The sequence below is a fragment of the Streptomyces nojiriensis genome (assembly GCF_017639205.1).
Classification (GTDB): Bacteria; Actinomycetota; Actinomycetes; order Streptomycetales; family Streptomycetaceae; genus Streptomyces; species Streptomyces nojiriensis.
Map to the genome: position 1 here is coordinate 6,481,260 of NZ_CP071139.1, position 18,413 is coordinate 6,499,672.

General features: G+C 72.9%; 12 protein-coding genes. 10 read left to right on the top strand and 2 right to left on the bottom strand.

Annotation, left to right across the window (positions count from 1 at the left end; all coding sequences use genetic code 11):
- Positions 1-6: 6 nt before the first annotated feature.
- The 3 genes from JYK04_RS30315 to JYK04_RS30325 all read left to right on the top strand — a co-directional run bounded on the left by JYK04_RS30315 (position 7) and on the right by JYK04_RS30325 (position 4,077).
- Entirely contained in the window at positions 7-1,425 is a 1,419-nt protein-coding gene (locus JYK04_RS30315) for an NAD(P)/FAD-dependent oxidoreductase (protein WP_189745677.1), read from the top strand.
- Between the two features lie 312 nt (positions 1,426-1,737).
- Entirely contained in the window at positions 1,738-2,238 is a 501-nt protein-coding gene (locus JYK04_RS30320; RefSeq protein ID WP_189745679.1) for a hypothetical protein, read from the top strand.
- Between the two features lie 45 nt (positions 2,239-2,283).
- Entirely contained in the window at positions 2,284-4,077 is a 1,794-nt protein-coding gene (locus JYK04_RS30325) for a chitinase (protein WP_373297510.1), read from the top strand.
- Here the strand turns inward: JYK04_RS30325 and JYK04_RS30330 are convergent.
- Together JYK04_RS30330 and gabT are read right to left on the bottom strand one after the other, a co-directional pair.
- Complete coding sequence (locus JYK04_RS30330) at positions 4,043-4,615, bottom strand: phosphatase PAP2 family protein (RefSeq protein ID WP_308431130.1); 573 nt, start codon at positions 4,613-4,615, stop codon at positions 4,043-4,045. The genes JYK04_RS30325 and JYK04_RS30330 overlap by 35 nt on opposite strands.
- Before the next feature lie 394 nt (positions 4,616-5,009).
- Positions 5,010-6,356 carry a 4-aminobutyrate--2-oxoglutarate transaminase gene (gene gabT, locus JYK04_RS30335; RefSeq protein ID WP_030012869.1) on the bottom strand — a complete coding sequence of 449 codons (1,347 nt, stop codon included), beginning with the start codon at positions 6,354-6,356 and terminating at the stop codon, positions 5,010-5,012.
- 252 nt (positions 6,357-6,608) lie between these two features.
- Here gabT and JYK04_RS30340 point away from each other — a divergent pair, with 252 nt between their 5' ends.
- The 7 genes from JYK04_RS30340 to JYK04_RS30370 all read left to right on the top strand — a co-directional run bounded on the left by JYK04_RS30340 (position 6,609) and on the right by JYK04_RS30370 (position 18,293).
- Positions 6,609-8,705: an ATP-binding protein gene (locus JYK04_RS30340; protein ID WP_189745684.1), complete on the top strand. Its 2,097-nt coding sequence runs from the start codon at positions 6,609-6,611 to the stop codon at positions 8,703-8,705.
- Positions 8,706-8,832: 127 nt separating this feature from the next.
- Entirely contained in the window at positions 8,833-10,413 is a 1,581-nt protein-coding gene (locus JYK04_RS30345; RefSeq protein ID WP_189745686.1) for a PucR family transcriptional regulator, read from the top strand.
- Between the two features lie 156 nt (positions 10,414-10,569).
- Positions 10,570-12,015, top strand: coding sequence for an aldehyde dehydrogenase family protein (locus JYK04_RS30350; RefSeq protein ID WP_189745688.1), 1,446 nt, complete (start codon positions 10,570-10,572; stop codon positions 12,013-12,015).
- A 350-nt stretch (positions 12,016-12,365) separates the two neighbouring features.
- Positions 12,366-14,300, top strand: a complete 1,935-nt coding sequence (locus JYK04_RS30355) for an acyl-CoA dehydrogenase family protein (RefSeq protein WP_189745690.1) — start codon at positions 12,366-12,368, stop codon at positions 14,298-14,300.
- A gap of 91 nt (positions 14,301-14,391) precedes the next feature.
- Positions 14,392-15,720, top strand: coding sequence for a hypothetical protein (locus tag JYK04_RS30360; protein ID WP_189745692.1), 1,329 nt, complete (start codon positions 14,392-14,394; stop codon positions 15,718-15,720).
- 21 nt (positions 15,721-15,741) lie between these two features.
- The gene (dxr, locus tag JYK04_RS30365) at positions 15,742-16,995 is read left to right on the top strand and encodes a 1-deoxy-D-xylulose-5-phosphate reductoisomerase (protein WP_189745694.1); all 1,254 of its coding nucleotides are present in this window, start codon (positions 15,742-15,744) and stop codon (positions 16,993-16,995) included.
- Positions 16,992-18,293, top strand: a complete 1,302-nt coding sequence (locus JYK04_RS30370; protein WP_189745696.1) for a M50 family metallopeptidase — start codon at positions 16,992-16,994, stop codon at positions 18,291-18,293. Before dxr ends, JYK04_RS30370 begins: the two co-directional genes overlap by 4 nt.
- The last annotated feature ends 120 nt before the right edge of the window (positions 18,294-18,413 follow it).

Sequence of the window (18,413 nt, forward strand, 5' to 3'; positions counted from 1 at the left end):
GAAGCCATGGCCCCAGTCGCCATGCGTAGTGTTGCTGCATCACTTTCCGAAGCGAAGCCGGTCTCGTACTGGCTGGACGACCCCGGCAAGCCCGCCGCCGAGCCGGCGCTCACCTCCGACGAGCGCTGCGACCTGCTGGTCATCGGCGGCGGCTACAGCGGACTGTGGACCGCCCTGATCGCCAAGGAGCGCGACCCCGGACGGGACGTCGTGCTGATCGAGAGCAAGGAGGCGGGCTGGGCCGCCTCCGGCCGCAACGGCGGATTCTGCGCCGCCTCCCTCACCCACGGCCTGAGCAACGGGCTCGCCCGCTGGCCCGGCGAGCTGGCCAAGCTGGAGCAGCTGGGCGCCCGCAACCTCGACGCCATCGAGGAGGCCGTCGCCCGCTACGGCATCGACTGCGACTTCGAGCGGACCGGCGAGATCGACGTCGCCACCGAACCGCACCAGGTCGAGGAGCTGCGCGAACTGCACGAGGAGGCCCTGCGCCTGGGCCTCGCCGACGGCTCCGAATGGCTGGACGGCGAGGCCGTGCGTGCCGAGGTCGACTCGCCGACCTTCCTCGCGGGCCTCTGGGACCGCGACGGCGTTGCCATGCTCAACCCGGCCAAGCTGGCCTGGGGCCTCAAGCGGGCCTGCCTGGAGCTCGGGGTGCGGATCTACGAGAACACCCGCGGCCTCAAGCTGGCCGCGGCCGGCTCCGGCATGACCGTGACGACCCCCTACGGCACCATCCTGGCGCGCCGGGTCGCCCTCGGCACCAACATCTTCCCCTCGCTGGTCCGCCGGGTCCGCCCGTTCACCGTCCCGGTCTACGACTACGCGCTGATGAGCGAGCCGCTCGACGAGGCCCAGCTGGCCGCGATCGGCTGGAAGAGGCGCCAGGGGCTCGGCGACAGCGCCAACCAGTTCCACTACTTCCGGATCACCCGCGACAACCGGATCCTGTGGGGCGGCTACGACGCGATCTACCCCTACCGCGGCAAGCTCGACTCCGAGTACGACCACCGCCCCGAGACCTACCTCAAGCTCGCGGAGCACTTCTTCACGGCCTTCCCGCAGCTGGAGGGGCTGAAGTTCAGCCACGCCTGGGGCGGCGCCATCGACACCTGCTCGCGCTTCTCCGCCTTCTTCGGCACCGCGTACTCGGGGAAGGTGGCCTACGCCGCCGGGTACACCGGCCTCGGTGTGGGGGCCACGCGGTTCGGGGCGGACGTGATGCTGGACCTGCTGGACGGGCTCTCCACCGAGCGCACGCGGCTGGAGATGGTGAAGTCCAAGCCGATGCCGTTCCCGCCCGAGCCCTTCGCCTGGACCGGGATCGCGCTCACCAAGTGGTCGCTGGCCCGCGCGGACGCCCGCGGCGGACACCGGAACCTGTGGCTCAAGACGCTGGACCGCTTCGGCCTCGGCTTCGACAGCTAGGTCGTCTCTTTCGGATCTTGCCGGGCTCGCGACGTCCGGCACCGCACCTGGCCGCGTTGTCGGGGCGCCCGAGTACGTCCAGTACACGGTGCGCTTCTCCGCCTTGCCATGTACGGCACCGGACGCCGCGGGCTCGGCCGACAAGATCCGAAAGAGACGACCTAGGCCCGAGCGCCCGCCACCGGCAGGGACCGGCGGTCACCGTGTGACCCGATTCACCGCCATGGGGTAACGGAACCCGCGTCATACCTGCGCCCGGCCCCGCTCTCTCCAGATGAGAACCCCTCATCTACAGGGAGCGGAGGCCGGGCGATGACGATTCCGGGGGCCAAGACGGCGGTTGACTGGCTGGTATCGGTGGCGCCGGATCCGGACGCCTGCCGGTGGGAATGGGAGCGCAACCCCCTCGGGATCGCCCTGCTCCCCGCCGGCCGGCGCTGGGACGTGCTGATCCTGCCGGCGGTGCTGGGCCGGCCCGCCCTCGACGTGCTCCGCCTGCTGCTCGACCGGCCCGGCCCGGTGCTCGCCGACTTCGGCGACTCCAGGGTGGGCTTCTTCGTGCCCGCGGGCACGGCGTCGCGGTGGCTCGGCACGGGGGTACGGGGTGCCGGGCTCGGGAGTTGGATCGTGGTCCCGTATCCCGGCCGGGCGACCGGCGGGGTGCGCTGGCTGGTGCTCCCGGACGGCGAGGGAACGCTCACCGATCCGGCCGTACTGGAGCTCGCGATGCATGAGGCCGCCGCGCGCGTACGGACGAAGGAGGCCGGGAGCCTTGACAAGGGTATTGGTCTGGACCATCTTGGGCGCCGCTGACCCCCTCCATCCCCCCATGCACCGGAGGCAGTTGTGCGCAGAGCCATCCCCCTCCTCACGGCCGCCGCCCTCGCGGTGGCCGGCTTCCTCGCGGCGGGCCCGCCCGCCGCGGCGGCCGACGCCGACCTCGTACGCAACGGCGGCTTCGAGGCCGGCCTCGACGGCTGGAGCTGCTCGGGCGGCAGCGGAGCCGTCGTCACCACCCCCGTCCACGGCGGAAGTTCCGCCCTGCGGGCCACCCCGGCCGGCCAGGACAACGCCCGCTGCTCCCAGACCGTCACCGTGCAGCCCGACTCGACGTACACGCTCGGCGCGTGGGTGCAGGGCGCCTACGTCTACCTCGGCGCGACCGGCACCGGCACCACCGACGTGTCGGCCTGGACGCAGACACCGGGAGCCTGGAAGCAGCTGACCACCACCTTCCGCACCGGCCCGGCCACCACCTCGGTGACCGTCTACACCCACGGCTGGTACGGCCAGCCCGCCCACGTCACCGACGACCTCACCCTGGTCGGCCCGGACCCCGGCGGTCCCGGGCAGCCCCGGCCTCCGGCCGCCCCCACCGGCCTGACCGCCTCCGCCACCTCCTCGACCTCGGTCGCCCTGTCCTGGTCCGCGGTCCCGGGCGCCACCTCGTACACCGTCCACCGGGACGCCGCCGCGCCCCTGAGCGTCACCTCCGCCTCGGCCGCCGTGACCGGCCTGGCCGCGGCCACCACGTACACCTTCCGGGTCGGCGCGGTGAATGCGGCGGGCGAGTCCCCGCAGAGCGCGCCCGCCTCCGCGACCACGCCCGGCGGTGGCGGGGGCGGCGGGGGCGGCCTCCCCGCCCACGCACTCGTCGGCTACCTGCACGCGAGCTTCGCCAACGGCTCCGGATACGTCCGGATGGCCGACGTGCCCGCCTCCTGGGACGTCATCAACCTCGCCTTCGGCGAACCCACTTCGGTGACCTCGGGCGACATCCGCTTCCGGCTCTGCCCGGTCGCGGAATGCCCGAACGCCGAAACCCCGGCGGAGTTCAAGGCGGCGATCAAGGCCAAGCAGGCGGCCGGCAAGAAGGTGCTGATCTCGATCGGCGGCCAGAACGGCCAGGTCCAGCTCGCGAGCACGGCCGCCCGGGACGCCTTCGTCGCCTCCGTCAGCAAGATCATCGACGAGTACGGCCTCGACGGCCTGGACATCGACTTCGAGGGCCACTCCCTGTCCCTGGCCGCCGGGGACACCGACTTCCGGGCGCCCACCACCCCGGTGGTCGTCAACCTGATCTCGGCCGTGAAGACCCTGAAGGCCCGCTACGGACCGGACTTCGTCCTGACCATGGCCCCGGAGACCTTCTTCGTCCAGTTGGGCTACCAGTACTACGGCTCAGGCCCCTGGGGCGGCCAGGACCCGCGCGCCGGCGCGTACCTCCCGGTCATCCACGCCCTGCGCGACGACCTCACCCTGCTCCACGTCCAGGACTACAACTCGGGCTCGATCATGGGTCTCGACAACCAGTACCACTCCATGGGCGGCGCCGACTTCCACATCGCCATGACCGACATGCTGCTCACCGGCTTCCCGGTCGCCGGGAACACCGCCCGGGTCTTCCCGGCCCTGCGCCCGGACCAGGTCGCCATCGGCCTGCCGGCCACGACCAACGCGGGCAACGGGCACACCTCGCCCGCGGAGGTGACCAAGGCCCTGAACTGCCTGACGAAGAGGACCGACTGCGGGAGCTACCAGACCCACGGCACCTGGCCGGGGCTGCGCGGCCTGATGACGTGGTCGATCAACTGGGACCGCTTCGGGGGCTGGGAGTTCAGCCGGAACTTCGACGCGTACTTCGGCGGCTGAGCCGACCGGGCCCACCGGCCCCACCGGCCCGATGGGCCCGGTCGGCCCACGCCACGCCGAGCAGCAGGGGAGTGCACATCAGCAGGCTGGCGAGGACGTCCAGCGGCCAGTGCCACCCCCGCAGGATCAGCCCGGCGGCCGTCGCCCCCGTGAGGACCAGGGCGGCGGCCGTCGGCCATGCCCGGCGGGTGTACGGGCGTACGAGCAGGGCCGCGCCGAAGTAGGCGACGGCCGCGGTGGCCGTGTGGCCCGAGGGGAAGTAGCCGGCGGCCCAGGGCTCCAGGGGTCCCGGCCGGGCGGTCCACTCCTTGAACGGGATGACCAGGGCCGGCACCAGGGCCATGGCCAGGCCCGCGGCCCCGGCGGCGAGGGCCCGCCCGCGGCGGGCGGCGTAGGCCATGGCGAGGACGAGGACGGGCACGGCGACCGGGATGTTGCCGAGGTCGGAGAGGCGCTCGGTGACGGAGTCCGGGACCGTGCGCACCAGGGCGCGGCTGAGCGCGTGGTCCGGGGCCAGCAGCGGGCCGGAGACCAGCACCTGCCAGGTGGCCAGGGAGAAGAGGAGGCCGCAGACCGCGGCGATCAGGAGAGGAGTGGCCGGCCGTCCCGGAACAGGGGGGATGGTTCCGGGACGGCCGCCCGGATCGGGTTGCCGGGCGCCCCGGGGGGTTTGGGGCGAACGGCTGTCCGATCGGTGAGGAGTGTGCGCGAACGCATGCCCAGTACGGTGCTGGGGAAGCCCAGTACTGGTGTCGCCCCCGGTTTCCCTGGAGCGGGGTGTCTCACTCATCTGCAGAAACCGTACGGCAGTGAAAGGGGGACCGACAGCAGGATCGCGCTCCCGCCATCGGCCCCCCACAGCTTCTTCACAGCGTCCGCCCGTTACCGCCGGTAGGGGCCGGTCGCTGCGTGCGAACGTTCTAGCCGTTCGATCAGATGGCCGTGCCGATGGCCGCGAACGCGGCCTCGATCAGGTCCAGGCCCTCGTTCAGCAGGTCCTCGCCGATGACGATCGGCGGGAGGAAGCGGAGCACGTTGCCGTAGGTGCCGCAGGTGAGGACGAGCAGGCCCTCGGCGTGGCAGGCCTTGGCGAGCGCGCCGGCCGCCTCCGGGAACGGGGTCTTGGACACCGGGTCCTTGACCAGCTCGATCGCGATCATGGCGCCGCGGCCGCGGATGTCGCCGATGATGTCGTACTTCTCCTGCATGGCCGTCAGGCGGGCCTTCATGACGGACTCGATCTTCTTCGCCGCGGCGTTGAGGTCGAGCTCCTTCATGGTCTCGATGGAGCCGAGCGCACCGGCGCAGGCCACCGGGTTACCGCCGTAGGTGCCGCCCAGGCCACCCGCGTGCGCGGCGTCCATGATCTCGGCGCGGCCGGTCACGGCGGCGAGCGGCAGACCGCCCGCGATGCCCTTGGCGGTGGTGATCAGGTCCGGGACGATGCCCTCGTCCTCGCACGCGAACCACTGGCCGGTGCGGCAGAAGCCGGACTGGATCTCGTCGGCGACGAAGACGATGCCGTTGTCGTTGGCGAACTTCACGATCGCGGGCAGGAAGCCCTTGGCCGGCTCGATGAAGCCGCCCTCGCCGAGGACCGGCTCGATGATGATCGCGGCGACGTTCTCGGCGCCGATCTGCTTGGTGATCTGGTCGATCGCCTGGGCGGCGGCCTCGGGGCCGCAGTTCTCGGCACCGGTGGGCCAGCGGTAGCCGTAGGCGACCGGGACGCGGTAGACCTCGGGGGCGAACGGACCGAAGCCCTGCTTGTAGGGCATGTTCTTCGCGGTCAGCGCCATGGTGAGGTTCGTACGGCCGTGGTAGCCGTGGTCGAAGACGACGACGGCCTGGCGCTTGGTGTACGAACGGGCGATCTTGACGGCGTTCTCGACGGCCTCGGCGCCGGAGTTGAACAGGGCCGACTTCTTGGCGTGGGTGCCCGGGGTCAGTTCGGCGAGGGCCTCGCAGACCTCGACGTAGCCCTCGTACGGGGTGACCATGAAACAGGTGTGGGTGAAGTCGGCGAGCTGCGCGGAGGCGCGGCGCACGACGGCCTCGGCGGAGGCGCCGACCGAGGTCACGGCGATGCCGGAGCCGAAGTCGATCAGGCGGTTGCCGTCGACGTCCTCGATGATGCCGCCGCCCGCGCGGGCCGTGAAGACGGGCAGCACGGAGCCCACGCCACCGGCCACGGTCTGGAGGCGGCGGGCCTGCAGCTCCTGCGACTTGGGGCCGGGGATCGCGGTGACGATCTTGCGCTCCTGCGGAACAGCGGTCATAGGGGGCTCCTGGGGGGTGTTTTCGGACGCACTTGTCTCTTTGTCCGCAGGCTAGGCCCGGGAGCGGTGGTCCTGCATGCTCCGTTCGGTAGTGATCACCGCGTGTCCTTGTCCGTGACGGCCATAGGAAGGACACGGGCGCGCGTCTTGTGGACGGCGCGGCGAACGGGAGCGCGAGTACGGGCCCGCGGCCGACGCCGGGCAACTACATTGAGCGACGCAGCGCAGGCACGGGCAGGGGGCAGGGGTTTCATGGACACCGACGGCACGCACGAGACGCGCCCACCCCGGGTGGGGCACGTCCCGAAACCGGCTTCCCCGCCGTCCCCGGGTCTCCCCCCGAAGCCCTCGCACGCGCCGACGGCCGGCCCGACGCTGAGCGACTGGCTGCGCGTCCCGCGCTCCTCGGACGGGCCGGGCGTGTGGACGTACGGGCACGTGCCGCGGGCCGTCGAGGAGCCCGAGCGGACACCGACACGGCAGCTGATCAGCGGTGCGCTGATCTCGCTGCTGGCGGGGGCGCTCCTGTGGTCCCTGCTCTGGAACGGCTACCTGGGCGGCTTTTGGCTCTGGCCGCTCTACGCCTTCACCCCCGACGACTGGAACCACGACTCCTTCTCCGTGGTCACCTCCTACACCTGGTACGCCCTGGTCATCACGGCGCTCGCCGTCGGCTTCGGCCGCCTGGGCCGCTGGCCCGAGCTGCTCCGCAGGCTGATCGGGAGCCGCGCGCTGCGGGCGGCGCGGGCGGTGGTCCCGGCCGCCGGGCCCGAGGAGCAGGAAGACGACCTCGCGCGGTGGCCGCAGTTGCGGGCCGCCGGGTTGGGGGAGGCTGCCGAGCGGTTGGAGGCCGAGGCCGGGGGTGGGCGGATGAATGACGTGGACTACGCCCGGATCCGGCGGGCGTGGGATTCCGTACGCGTCGACCCCTCGCGGATGCGGGCCTTCGCCGACGCCGTCCGCGACAAGGGCGCCGGGGCCTGTGTGCACCCGTCCGGGGCGCGGGACCTGCCCGTGCGGGCCGCCCGGCACGATCTGCTGGCCCGGCAGGTGCTGCTGGGCACCGTCGAGGACGGCGCCCGCAACCCGTACTCCCGCCGCGGCACCGCCCTCGCCCTCGACCCCGACGTGCTCGGCACCTCCCTGCTCGCCGTCGGGCCCTCCGGCACCGGCAAGACCCGGCGGCTGGTGCGGCCCGTCGTCGAGTCGCTCTCGCTCCAGGCCCTCGCCGGCCAGGCCGCCGTCGTCGCCGTCGGCGCGGCCGGCGCCCAGCTCGGGCCGGACGCCGCCTTCGACGTCGTCGTCCGGGTCGGCGATCCCGCCTCCGTCTACGACCTCGACCTCTACGGCGGCACCACCGACCCCGACGAGGCGGCCACCCTCCTCGCCGAGGCCTTCGTCGGGGACGTCCCCGGGATCGACGTACGCCGGGCCGCGACCGCCCTCGCCCAGCTCCTCGGGCCGTTCCGGGCGGCGTACGACCGCTTCCCGACCGTGCCCGAACTGCGCGAGCTGCTCGACCAGGTCCCCACCGCCTTCGACACGCTGCGCCGCGACCTCGCCGGGCAGCACGCCATGCTGCGCGAGCTCGACGCCCGGGCCCGCCAGCACGGGGCCCACGCGGACCCCGGTCCGGCCCTCGCCGACCGGGTGGCCCTGCTGGACCGGCCCGCCTTCGCCGGCTTCTTCGACACCACCGGCCAGGGCCGGCCGTTCTCGCTGCGCGCCCTGGAGCACCCCATCCGGGTCCGCGTGGACCTGCCCGAGCGCGGGCACGCCGACGCCTCCCGGATGCTGGCCCGGCTGCTGCTCGCCCAGTTCAACGCCGCCGCGGCCGCCCGCGCCGACCGCTCCCTCTTCGCCTTCCTCGCCTTCGACGACGCCTCCCACACCCTGACCGCCGAGACCGTGCGGGGCGTCCAGCGGCTGCGCTCGGCGCATGCGGGGGTCCTGCTCACGTTGCGCACGCTGGACGACGTACCGGAGGCGCTGCGGACACCGCTGCTCGGGGCGGTCGGCTGCCGGATGGCCTTCTCCGGGGTCACCACCTGGGACGGCAAGCGTTTCGCCGAGGCCTGGGGCACGGAGTGGGTGGAGACGCGGGACGTCACCCACCGCACCGTCTTCGCCGACCAGCCGCTCACCCGCCTGATGCACTCCTTCCGCAAGCTCGTCACCGGCAAGGCGGTCACCACGGACGCGGTGACCGTGCGCCAGGTGGAGCGGGAGCGGTGGTCCGCTTCGGACCTGGCGCACACGGTGCCGCCGGGGCACGCGGTGCTGTCGCTGACCTCGGTGCGCGGGGAACGGGCGGCTCCGCTGCTGGTCCGCCTGGCCGGAACGTCCTGACCCGCACCCCGACCCGTACGAGGTGGCAGAATCGAGGGGAGTCGTTCGTACGACACGGCGAAAACCGTCGGCGGTCTGCCTCCTGACCCTCCCCCTCGCCCCCTCCCGCTAAGGCCACTGGTAACCGATGCCGCTCACCCTCGCCTCACTCGTCCAGCACTCGGCGCTCAAGCTCAGCGTCCGGGCCGGGGAGGGCCGCCTCGACACCCCGGTGCGCTGGGCCCACGTCAGCGAGCTCGCCGACCCCGTCCCCTACATGGAGGGCGGGGAGCTGCTCCTGATCACCGCGATGAAGCTGGACGCGGGCGACCCCGAGGAGATGCGCGCCTACGTGCGCCGCCTCGCCGCGGCCGGGGTCGTCGGCATCGGCTTCGCGATCGGCGTCAACTACGAGGAGATCCCCGAGGCGCTGGTCGAGGCCGCGCGGAGCGAGGACATGCCGCTGCTGGAGGTACCGCGGCGGACCCCCTTCCTGGCGATCAGCAAGGCGGTCTCCGCGGCCCTCGCGGCAGACCAGTACCGGGCCGTCACCGCCGGCTTCGAGGCCCAGCGGGAGCTGACGCGCGCCGCGCTCTCCGTCGACGGCCCCACCGAGCTGCTGGTGAAGCTGGCCGCGCACGTGCACGGCTGGGCCGCGCTGTACGACACCTCGGGCGCGGTCGTCGCCGCCGCCCCCGACTGGGCCGCGCGCCGCGCCGCCCGGCTCACCCCCGACGTGGAACGGCTGCGGGAGCGCCCGGCGCCCGCGAGCGCCGTGGTCGGCGGCTCCGAGGACCGTGTGGAACTCCAGTCCCTGGGCACGGGCCGGCGGGCGCGCGGCGCGCTCGCCGTCGGTACCGCGGCCCCGCTGGGCACGGCCGAGCGGTACGCCGTCCACTCCGCGGTCGCGCTGCTCACCCTCACCACCGAGCGCTCGCGCTCGCTGCACGACGCCGAGTCCCGCCTGGGGGCGGCGGTGCTGCGGATGCTGCTCGCGGGCGAGGCGGACCACGCGCGGTCCGTGGCCGGCGACCTGTACGGGGCCCTGCTGGAGGCACCGTTCCGGATCGTCGTGGCCGAGCCGGCCCTGGCGGGGACCGCGCAGCCGGAAGGCCTGGCGCTGCTGTCCGACACGGTGGAGTCGGCGGCGGCCCGGACCGGGGAGGCGCTGCTCGTCGTCCCGGAGGCGGGCCGGCTCGTGGTCCTGGCCTCCGACGGGGGCTCGGCCGTCCAGGCGTGCGTGGACCACGCCGAGGTGCTGGAGGCCCGGCGCGGCCGGGACGCGGCCGGTCCGGAGCCGGACGAACTGGTGGTCGGCATGTCCGCGCCGGCCGGACCGGGCGGTGTGGCGGCGGCCCTCAAGCAGGCCGACCAGGCCCTGGCCGTGGCCCGGCGCCGCGGCCGGCCGATGGTGGAGCACGAGGACATGGCGGCGGGCTCGGTCCTGCCGCTGCTGGCCGACGACGCCGTACGGGCCTTCGCGGACGGCACCCTGCGCGCCCTGCGGGAGCACGACGCGACCGGGCGCGGCGACCTGGTGGCCTCGCTCCAGGCCTGGCTCTCCCGACACGGGCAGTGGGACGCGGCCGCCGCCGACCTCGGCGTGCACCGGCACACCCTGCGCTACCGGATGAAGCGGGTCGAGGAGATCCTCGGCCGCTCCCTGGAGGACCCGGACGTCCGCATGGAACTGTGGCTCGCCCTCAAGGCGACCTCGACCCCGGCCTGACCCGGGCAGGAGCGCGCACCCGGCCGGCCGGACAGTGACAAAGCGGCGAAGCGCGACGACCCGCCGCTCCATCAGGGACAAACGCCGAAACGCCCACGGAGTTCTACGGTGGAGTGGTCAGGACCCACCGCACACTTCCGAAGGGCCGGGATTCGCATGACTTCCACCCACGCCTTCTGGCTCGCCGGCCGCCAGGCCACCGGCGAGGACAGCTTCGACGTCCACTCCCCGTGGGACGGCCGCCTGGTCGGCACCGTCAGCGTGCCCACCGACGAGCAGGTCGAAGAGGCCGTGGCCGCGGCGTACGCCGTGACGGCGGAGTTCTCCGCGACCCCCGCCCACGTACGGGCCGCGGCCCTGGACCACGTGTCCAAGCGGCTCGCCGAGCGCACCGAGGAGATCGCACAGCTGATCTCCGCCGAGAACGGCAAGCCCGTCAAGTGGGCCCGCGGTGAGGTCGGCCGTGCGGTGTCCGTGTTCCGCTTCGCCGCCGAAGAGGCCCGCCGCTTCAACGGCGGAGAGGCCCAGCGCCTCGACACCGACGCCGGTGGTGTCGGCCGTCTCGCGCTGACCCGCCGCTTCGTCAAGGGCCCGGTCCTCGGCATCGCGCCGTTCAACTTCCCGCTGAACCTGTGCGCCCACAAGGTGGCCCCGGCCATCGCCGTCGGCGCGCCGATCATCCTCAAGCCCGCCCCGGCCACGCCCCTGTCCGGGCTGATCCTGGGTGAGCTGCTCGCCGAGACCGACCTCCCGGCCGGCTCCTGGTCGGTCCTGCCGGTCGCCAACGAGAAGATGCCGGCCCTGGTCAAGGACGAGCGCCTGCCCGTCATCTCCTTCACCGGCTCCGACACCGTCGGCTACGCCATCCAGCAGTCGGTGCCCCACAAGCACTGCACGCTGGAGCTCGGCGGCAACGCCGCGGCCGTCGTCCTGGACGACTGGTCCTCCGAGGCCGACCTCGACTGGGCCGCGACCCGCATCGCGACCTTCTCGAACTACCAGGCCGGCCAGTCCTGCATCTCCGTGCAGCGCGTGATCGCCGACGCCTCCGTCTACGACCGCCTCGTCGAGAAGGTCGTCGAGAAGGTCCAGTCCCAGGTCACCGGCGACCCGTCCGACTCGGCCACCGACGTCGGCCCGCTCGTCTCCGAGGCCGCCGCCCAGCGCGTCGAGTCCTGGGTCGACGAGGCCGTGGCCGGCGGAGCCAAGCTGCTCACCGGCGGCAAGCGTGCCGGTGCCTCGTACGAGCCCACCGTCCTGGCCCACGTGCCGGACGGCGTCAAGCTCGCCACCGAGGAGGTCTTCGGGCCGGTCCTGACGCTGAAGAAGGTCGAGAACACCGACGAGGCCTTCGCCGCCGTCAACGACTCGAAGTTCGGTCTGCAGACCGGCGTCTTCACGCGCAACGTCCAGACCGCGTTCCGCGCCCACCGCGAGCTCGAGGTCGGCGGTGTGATCATCGGCGACGCGCCGTCCTACCGCGCCGACCAGATGCCGTACGGCGGCGTCAAGCAGTCCGGTGTGGGCCGCGAGGGCGTCCGCTACGCGATGGACGACTACACGTACGAGCGGGTCCTGGTCCTGACCGGCCTCGACATCTGATCTCGTACGGCCCAGAGCCGACGGCCGGAGCCTACTGTGCGGGGGCTCCGGCCGTCCCCCTTTTCTCCGGGCCCGGTTCGCCTCCGGGGCGCTGATGCCGGCTCCAGGACGCCGTACGTGCTCGGAACCGCTCGTACCTCGCGGTTCCTCCGGGCGCTCGGCGTCCTTCGCCGGCGCGCCCCTTCGGCTCACCCGCCCGGGCGTAGCCGCGCCGCCGGGCCGGATTTCCCCCGCTCGGACGGCCCCGGCTTTTCCCGGCGGGCCGGAGAGGGTACGACTCACAGGTAGCACCGGCTGGTAACGCCGGTGGACCCCCGACTTCCGACTTCGGCGGCGAGGTGAGTCCCCTCATGTCCGCAACACAGCCCAAGGTGACCGAGCGCGAGGCACGGCAGGTCGCGGAGGCGGCCCGGGAACAGGACTGGCGCAAACCCAGTTTCGCCAAGGAACTGTTCCTCGGACGTTTCCGGCTCGACCTGATCCACCCCCATCCGCTCCCCGCCGACGAGGACGTCCGGCGGGGCGAGGCCTTCATGGCCCGGCTGCGGGAGTTCTGCGAGACCCGCATCGACGGGGCCCGCATCGAGCGCGAGGCGAAGATCCCCGACGAGACCGTGCGCGGTCTCAAGGAGCTCGGCGCCCTCGGCATGAAGATCGACCCCAAGTACGGCGGCCTCGGTCTCACCCAGGTCTACTACAACAAGGCGCTGGCCCTCGTCGGCTCGGTGAGCCCGGCCATCGGGGCCCTGCTCTCCGCCCACCAGTCGATCGGCGTGCCCCAGCCGCTGAAGATGTTCGGCACGCAGGAGCAGAAGGACGCCTACCTGCCCCGCTGCGCCACCACCGCCATCAGCGCCTTCCTGCTCACCGAGCCCGACGTGGGGTCCGACCCGGCGCGCCTGGCCACCACGGCGGTCCCGGACGGGGACGACACGTACGTGCTCGACGGCGTGAAGCTGTGGACGACCAACGGGGTCGTCGCGGACCTGCTCGTCGTGATGGCCCGGGTCCCGAAGTCCGACAACCACCGGGGCGGGATCACCGCCTTCGTCGTCGAGGCCGACTCGCCCGGCATCACCGTCGAGCACCGCAACGCCTTCATGGGCCTGCGCGGCCTGGAGAACGGCGTGACCCGCTTCCACCGGGTACGGGTCCCCGCGGCCCAGCGCATCGGCGCCGAGGGCGCCGGGCTCAAGATCGCCCTGACCACGCTCAACACCGGCCGGCTGTCCCTGCCCGCCATGTGCGTCGGTGCCGGGAAGTGGTGCCTGAAGATCGCCCGCGAGTGGTCCGGCGTCCGCGAGCAGTGGGGCCGGCCGGTCGCGCGGCACGAGGCGGTCGGCGCCAAGATCTCCTTCATCGCCGCCACCACCTTCGCCCTCGAAGCGGTGGTCGACCTCGCCTCCCAGATGGCCGACGAGGACCGCAACGACATCCGCATCGAGGCCGCCCTCGCCAAGCTCTACGGCTCCGAGATGGCCTGCCTGATGGCCGACGAACTGGTCCAGATCCGCGGCGGGCGCGGCTTCGAGACCGCCGAGTCCCTGGCCGCCCGCGGCGAACGCGCCGTCCCCGCCGAGCAGATGCTCCGCGACCTGCGCATCAACCGGATCTTCGAGGGCTCCACCGAGATCATGCACCTGCTGATCGCCCGCGAGGCCGTCGACGCCCACCTCTCGGTGGCGGGCGACCTCATCGACCCCGAGAAGGCACTCGGCGACAAGGCGAAGGCCGGAGCCCGCGCCGCCGGGTTCTACGCCCGCTGGCTGCCCAAGCTCGCCACCGGCCCCGGCCAGGTCCCCGGCACCTACCGCGCCTTCCACCCCTCCGGCCACCCCGACCTCTCCCCCCACCTGCGCTACGTGGAGCGCAGCGCCCGCAAACTCGCCCGCTCGACCTTCTACGCCATGTCCCGCTGGCAGGGCCGGATGGAGACCAAACAGGGCTTCCTCGGCCGGATCGTCGACATCGGCGCCGAGCTCTTCGCCATGAGCGCGGCCTGCGTCCGCGCCGAGCACCTGCGCGCCACCGGCGCCCACGGCCGCGAGGCCTACCAGCTGGCCGACGCCTTCTGCGAGCAGTCCAGGCTGCGCGTGGAGGAGCTCTTCGGCCGGCTCTGGTCCAACACCGACGACCTCGACCGCAAGGTGGTCGCGGGCGTCCTGTCCGGCACCTACACCTGGCTGGAGGAGGGCGTACTCGACCCCTCCGGCGAGGGCCCCTGGATCGCGGACGCGGCGCCCGGACCCTCGACACAGAAAAACGTGCACCGCCCCATCCGCTGACCTGCGATCATCGCCGGACGTCGGACAGACGTACGAGGATGAGTACGAGTACGGGTACCCGTACGAGCACAGCGCGAGGCGGACGAGAACGATGCCGACGGCCGAGGAAGACCGCACCAGCCGACGGCTGGCCTGGTGCGTGGCGCACCTGCTGCGCCACGCACCGGACCACGTCGTCACCGACATGATCGCCAGGCTGGACGAGCCCACCCGCAAATACCTGTGCCGGGACGAGTGGCTGTCGGCCTCGACCGTCACCCTGCTGCTGCGCCACGGCGGCGCGGCCGACCGGACCTTCATCGCGCGCAACCCCCGGGTCGTGGGCCGGCCGCTGCCCGGCCTGCCCGGACCCGCCCGCTACGCCCGCCGCCGCACACCGCCCGAACTCCTGCCGGTGCTGCGCGCCGAACTCGGCAGGGACCTCGGCGAAGGACCGCTCGACGCGGCCGAGCTGGCCGGCCTGCTGCGCCGGCACGGCAGGCGCGGGCCGCGGGTACCGCTGGACATCCTGGCACTGCACCACCGGCCCGACCCCGAGCCGCTGCTCGCCGAGCACCTGCGCGAGCCGCTGCCCGCCGGCGCGGTCGAGGCCCTGCTGCTCGTCGCGAACCTGCCCCTGGAGACCGTCCACGCGTTCCTGGCCGCCCCGGCGGCGCCGCCGGACGCGCGCTCCTGGCACCGGCCCGCCGTCCGCGCCGTGCGGATGGGAGCGGTCACGCACGAGGAGCTCGTCACCCACGTCGCCCCCGCGCACCGGACCCTGCTGCTCGCCCGCCTCCCCGACACCCGCGGCCTGCGCTGGACCCTGCCCGAACAGGCCGGCATGCAGACGGCCGTCCTGCGGGCCCTGCGCCCGCTCGGGGACGACCCCCGGCTGTGGGCGGAGCTGCTGCGGCACGCCCCCGGCCACCGGGGCCCGCTGCCCGAGCTGGTCGCCGCCCTGGCCGACGGCACCGTGCCCGAGGCCGCCGACGCCGGTGCGCCCGGCCCCGACCTCGTCCGCGCGGTGCGCCACCTGGCCCCGACGGCCGCCGAGCCGTACGGGGGCGTGGAGCGCGAGCTGGCCCTGGCGAGCCTCGCCGTGCCGATGGACAGCGTCGGGGAGGACATCCGCTGGGTGCGCGACTGCATCGACCGCGGCCTGCTCACCGGCCATGACGTGATCCGGCACAAGCTGCCGGCCTGCTGGGCGCTCGACCAGGACCACTGGCTCGGCGACGTGGACCACCCCGACCGGCACGACCGCCCCGCAGCCGTCCTCGCCTCCCACGCCGAGGCCGACCAGCTCCTCGCCCTCGCCCTCGACGAGGACCCCGAGGCCTGGTGGAGCGTCGCCCGGACGCTCCCGGAGTTCGCCGGAACGCTCCCGCACCTGCTTCTGCGGGTAACGGAAGGGGGCTCCGTGTCCGGCCGCTCATGACTTGCGGCAACAATGGGGGGCATGAGCGACCGCCCAGCCCCCCTCGCCGATCCGCACCTCCTCTTCGACCCCGCGGCCGGCCTCCGGGACATCGTCATCCTCGGGTCCACCGGGTCCATCGGGACCCAGGCCATCGACCTCGCCCTGCGCAACCCGGACCGGTTCAGGGTCACCGCCCTGTCCGCCGCCGGCGGGCGGGTGGAGCTGCTGGCCGAGCAGGCCCGGCAGCTGCGGGTCGAGACCGTGGCCGTCGCCCGCGAGGACGTCGTACCGGCCCTGAAAGAGGCGCTGAGCGCCCGGTACGGGCCGTCCGAGCCGCTGCCCGAAATCCTGGCCGGTCCGGACGCCGCGGCCGAACTCGCCGCCTCCGAGTGCCACACCGTCCTCAACGGCATCACCGGTTCCATCGGCCTCGCCCCGACCCTCGCCGCTCTGCGGGCGGGCCGGACCCTGGCCCTGGCCAACAAGGAGTCGCTGATCGTCGGCGGCCCGCTGGTCAAGGCCCTCGCGAAGCCCGGCCAGATCATCCCGGTGGACTCCGAGCACGCGGCGCTCTTCCAGGCGCTCGCCGCCGGCACCCGGGCCGACGTCCGCAAGCTCGTGGTGACCGCCTCCGGCGGGCCCTTCCGCGGCCGCACCCGCGCCGAGCTCGCGAGCGTGACCGTCCAGGACGCGCTCGCGCACCCCACCTGGGCCATGGGCCCGGTGATCACTGTGAACTCCGCGACCCTGGTCAACAAGGGACTGGAGGTCATCGAGGCGCACCTGCTCTACGACATCCCCTTCGACCGCATCGAGGTCGTGGTCCATCCGCAGTCCTACGTGCACTCGATGGTGGAGTTCACCGACGGCTCCACGCTCGCCCAGGCCACCCCGCCGGACATGCGCGGCCCGATCGCGATCGGCCTCGGCTGGCCCGAGCGGATCCCGGACGCGGCCCCCGCCTTCGACTGGACCAAGGCCTCCACCTGGGAATTCTTCCCGCTGGACACCGAGGCCTTCCCGTCGGTGGGCCTCGCCCGGCACGTGGGCACCCTCGGCGGCACCGCCCCGGCGGTGTTCAACGCGGCCAACGAGGAGTGCGTGGAAGCATTCCTGGCAGGTCGGCTGCCGTTCACAGCAATCATGGATACGGTCTCTGCCGTGGTCGATGAGCACGGGACACCTGAGTCGGGAACCTCCCTGACGGTCCAGGACGTCCTAGAAGCGGAGGCCTGGGCCAGGGCCCGGGCGCGGGAGATGGCGGCACGGGCCGCCGTGGAGGCGCGCGCATGACACTACTGATGACGGTGCTCGGGGTCGTTGTCTTCGCGGTCGGCCTGCTGGTCTCGATCGCCTGGCACGAGCTGGGGCACCTCTCCACGGCCAAGATCTTCGGCATTCGCGTGCCGCAGTACATGGTGGGCTTCGGGCCGACCATCTGGTCGCGGAGGAAGGGCGATACCGAGTACGGGATCAAGGCCATCCCGATGGGCGGCTACATCCGCATGATCGGGATGTTCCCGCCCGGCGAGGACGGCAAGGTCACCGCCCGCTCCACCTCGCCGTTCCGGTCGATGATCGAGGACGCGCGCTCGGCCGCGTACGAGGAGCTCCAGCCCGGGGACGAGAGCCGGCTTTTTTACACGCGCAAGCCGTGGAAGCGCGTGATCGTGATGTTCGCCGGTCCGTTCATGAACCTGATCCTGGCCGTGGCGATCTTCCTCACGACCCTGATGACCTTCGGGCTCAACACCCAGACCACCTCGGTCGCCACCGTCTCGGACTGCGTCATCCAGCAGAGCGAGAAGCGCGACAAGTGCGCCCCCGGCGACCCGGCCGCCCCCGCCAGGGCCGCGGGCCTCAAGGCGGGCGACAAGATCGTCGCCTTCAACGGCCGGTCGGTCGGCGACTGGTCCGCCCTGCAGAAGGACATCCGCGCCACCGTCGGCCCCGCCACGATCACGGTGGAGCGGGCCGGACAGCGCGTGGACCTCAAGGCGAACCTGATCGAGAACAAGGTCGCCAAGACGGACGGCAGCGGCCGGTACGTCAAGGACGAGTACGTCACCGCGGGCTTCCTCGGCTTCGCCCCCGCCTCCGGCTACGTCCCGCAGTCCTTCGGCCAGTCCGTCGAGCGCATGGGCGAGATGATGGAAGCCGGCGTGCAGTCGCTGGTCGCCCTGCCCTCCAAGGTCCCGGACCTGTGGAACGCGGCCTTCAACGGGGCCGAGCGCAAGCAGGACAGCCCCATGGGCGTCGTCGGCGCGGCGCGGGTCAGCGGTGAGATCTTCACCCTCGACATCCCCGCCCAGCACCAGCTGGTCTTCTTCCTCAACCTGCTGGCCGGCTTCAACCTCTCGCTGTTCCTGTTCAACATGCTGCCGCTGCTCCCGCTCGACGGCGGGCACATCGCCGGCGCCCTGTGGGAATCGCTCCGGCGCACCGTCGCACGGGTCTTCCGGCGCCCCGACCCCGGCCCGTTCGACGTGGCGAAGCTGATGCCCGTCGCGTACGTGGTCGCGGGCCTGTTCATCTGCTTCACCCTGCTGGTGATGGTGGCGGACGTGGTCAACCCGATCAAGATCACCTAGTTTGCGGGGGCTCCGCCCCAGCGCTGACGGAGCCGGGCACACATCGTGCCCGGCTCCCTACGTTCGGGTGGCGCACCCCTCGGATGCACGGGCCGCGCCCGGGTTGGCGTAATCTCGAAG

Excerpts from the sequence above, each read along its gene's own strand:
- JYK04_RS30360 (WP_189745692.1), top strand. The coding sequence starts at position 14,392 with ATGCCGACGGCCGAGGAAGACCGCACCAGCCGACGGCTGGCCTGGTGC.
- JYK04_RS30340 (WP_189745684.1), top strand. The coding sequence starts at position 6,609 with ATGGACACCGACGGCACGCACGAGACGCGCCCACCCCGGGTGGGGCAC.
- JYK04_RS30350 (WP_189745688.1), top strand. The coding sequence starts at position 10,570 with ATGACTTCCACCCACGCCTTCTGGCTCGCCGGCCGCCAGGCCACCGGC.
- JYK04_RS30370 (WP_189745696.1), top strand. The coding sequence starts at position 16,992 with ATGACACTACTGATGACGGTGCTCGGGGTCGTTGTCTTCGCGGTCGGC.
- JYK04_RS30355 (WP_189745690.1), top strand. The coding sequence starts at position 12,366 with ATGTCCGCAACACAGCCCAAGGTGACCGAGCGCGAGGCACGGCAGGTC.
- JYK04_RS30315 (WP_189745677.1), top strand. The coding sequence starts at position 7 with ATGGCCCCAGTCGCCATGCGTAGTGTTGCTGCATCACTTTCCGAAGCG.
- gabT (WP_030012869.1), bottom strand. The coding sequence starts at position 6,356 with ATGACCGCTGTTCCGCAGGAGCGCAAGATCGTCACCGCGATCCCCGGC.
- JYK04_RS30345 (WP_189745686.1), top strand. The coding sequence starts at position 8,833 with ATGCCGCTCACCCTCGCCTCACTCGTCCAGCACTCGGCGCTCAAGCTC.
- dxr (WP_189745694.1), top strand. The coding sequence starts at position 15,742 with ATGAGCGACCGCCCAGCCCCCCTCGCCGATCCGCACCTCCTCTTCGAC.
- JYK04_RS30320 (WP_189745679.1), top strand. The coding sequence starts at position 1,738 with ATGACGATTCCGGGGGCCAAGACGGCGGTTGACTGGCTGGTATCGGTG.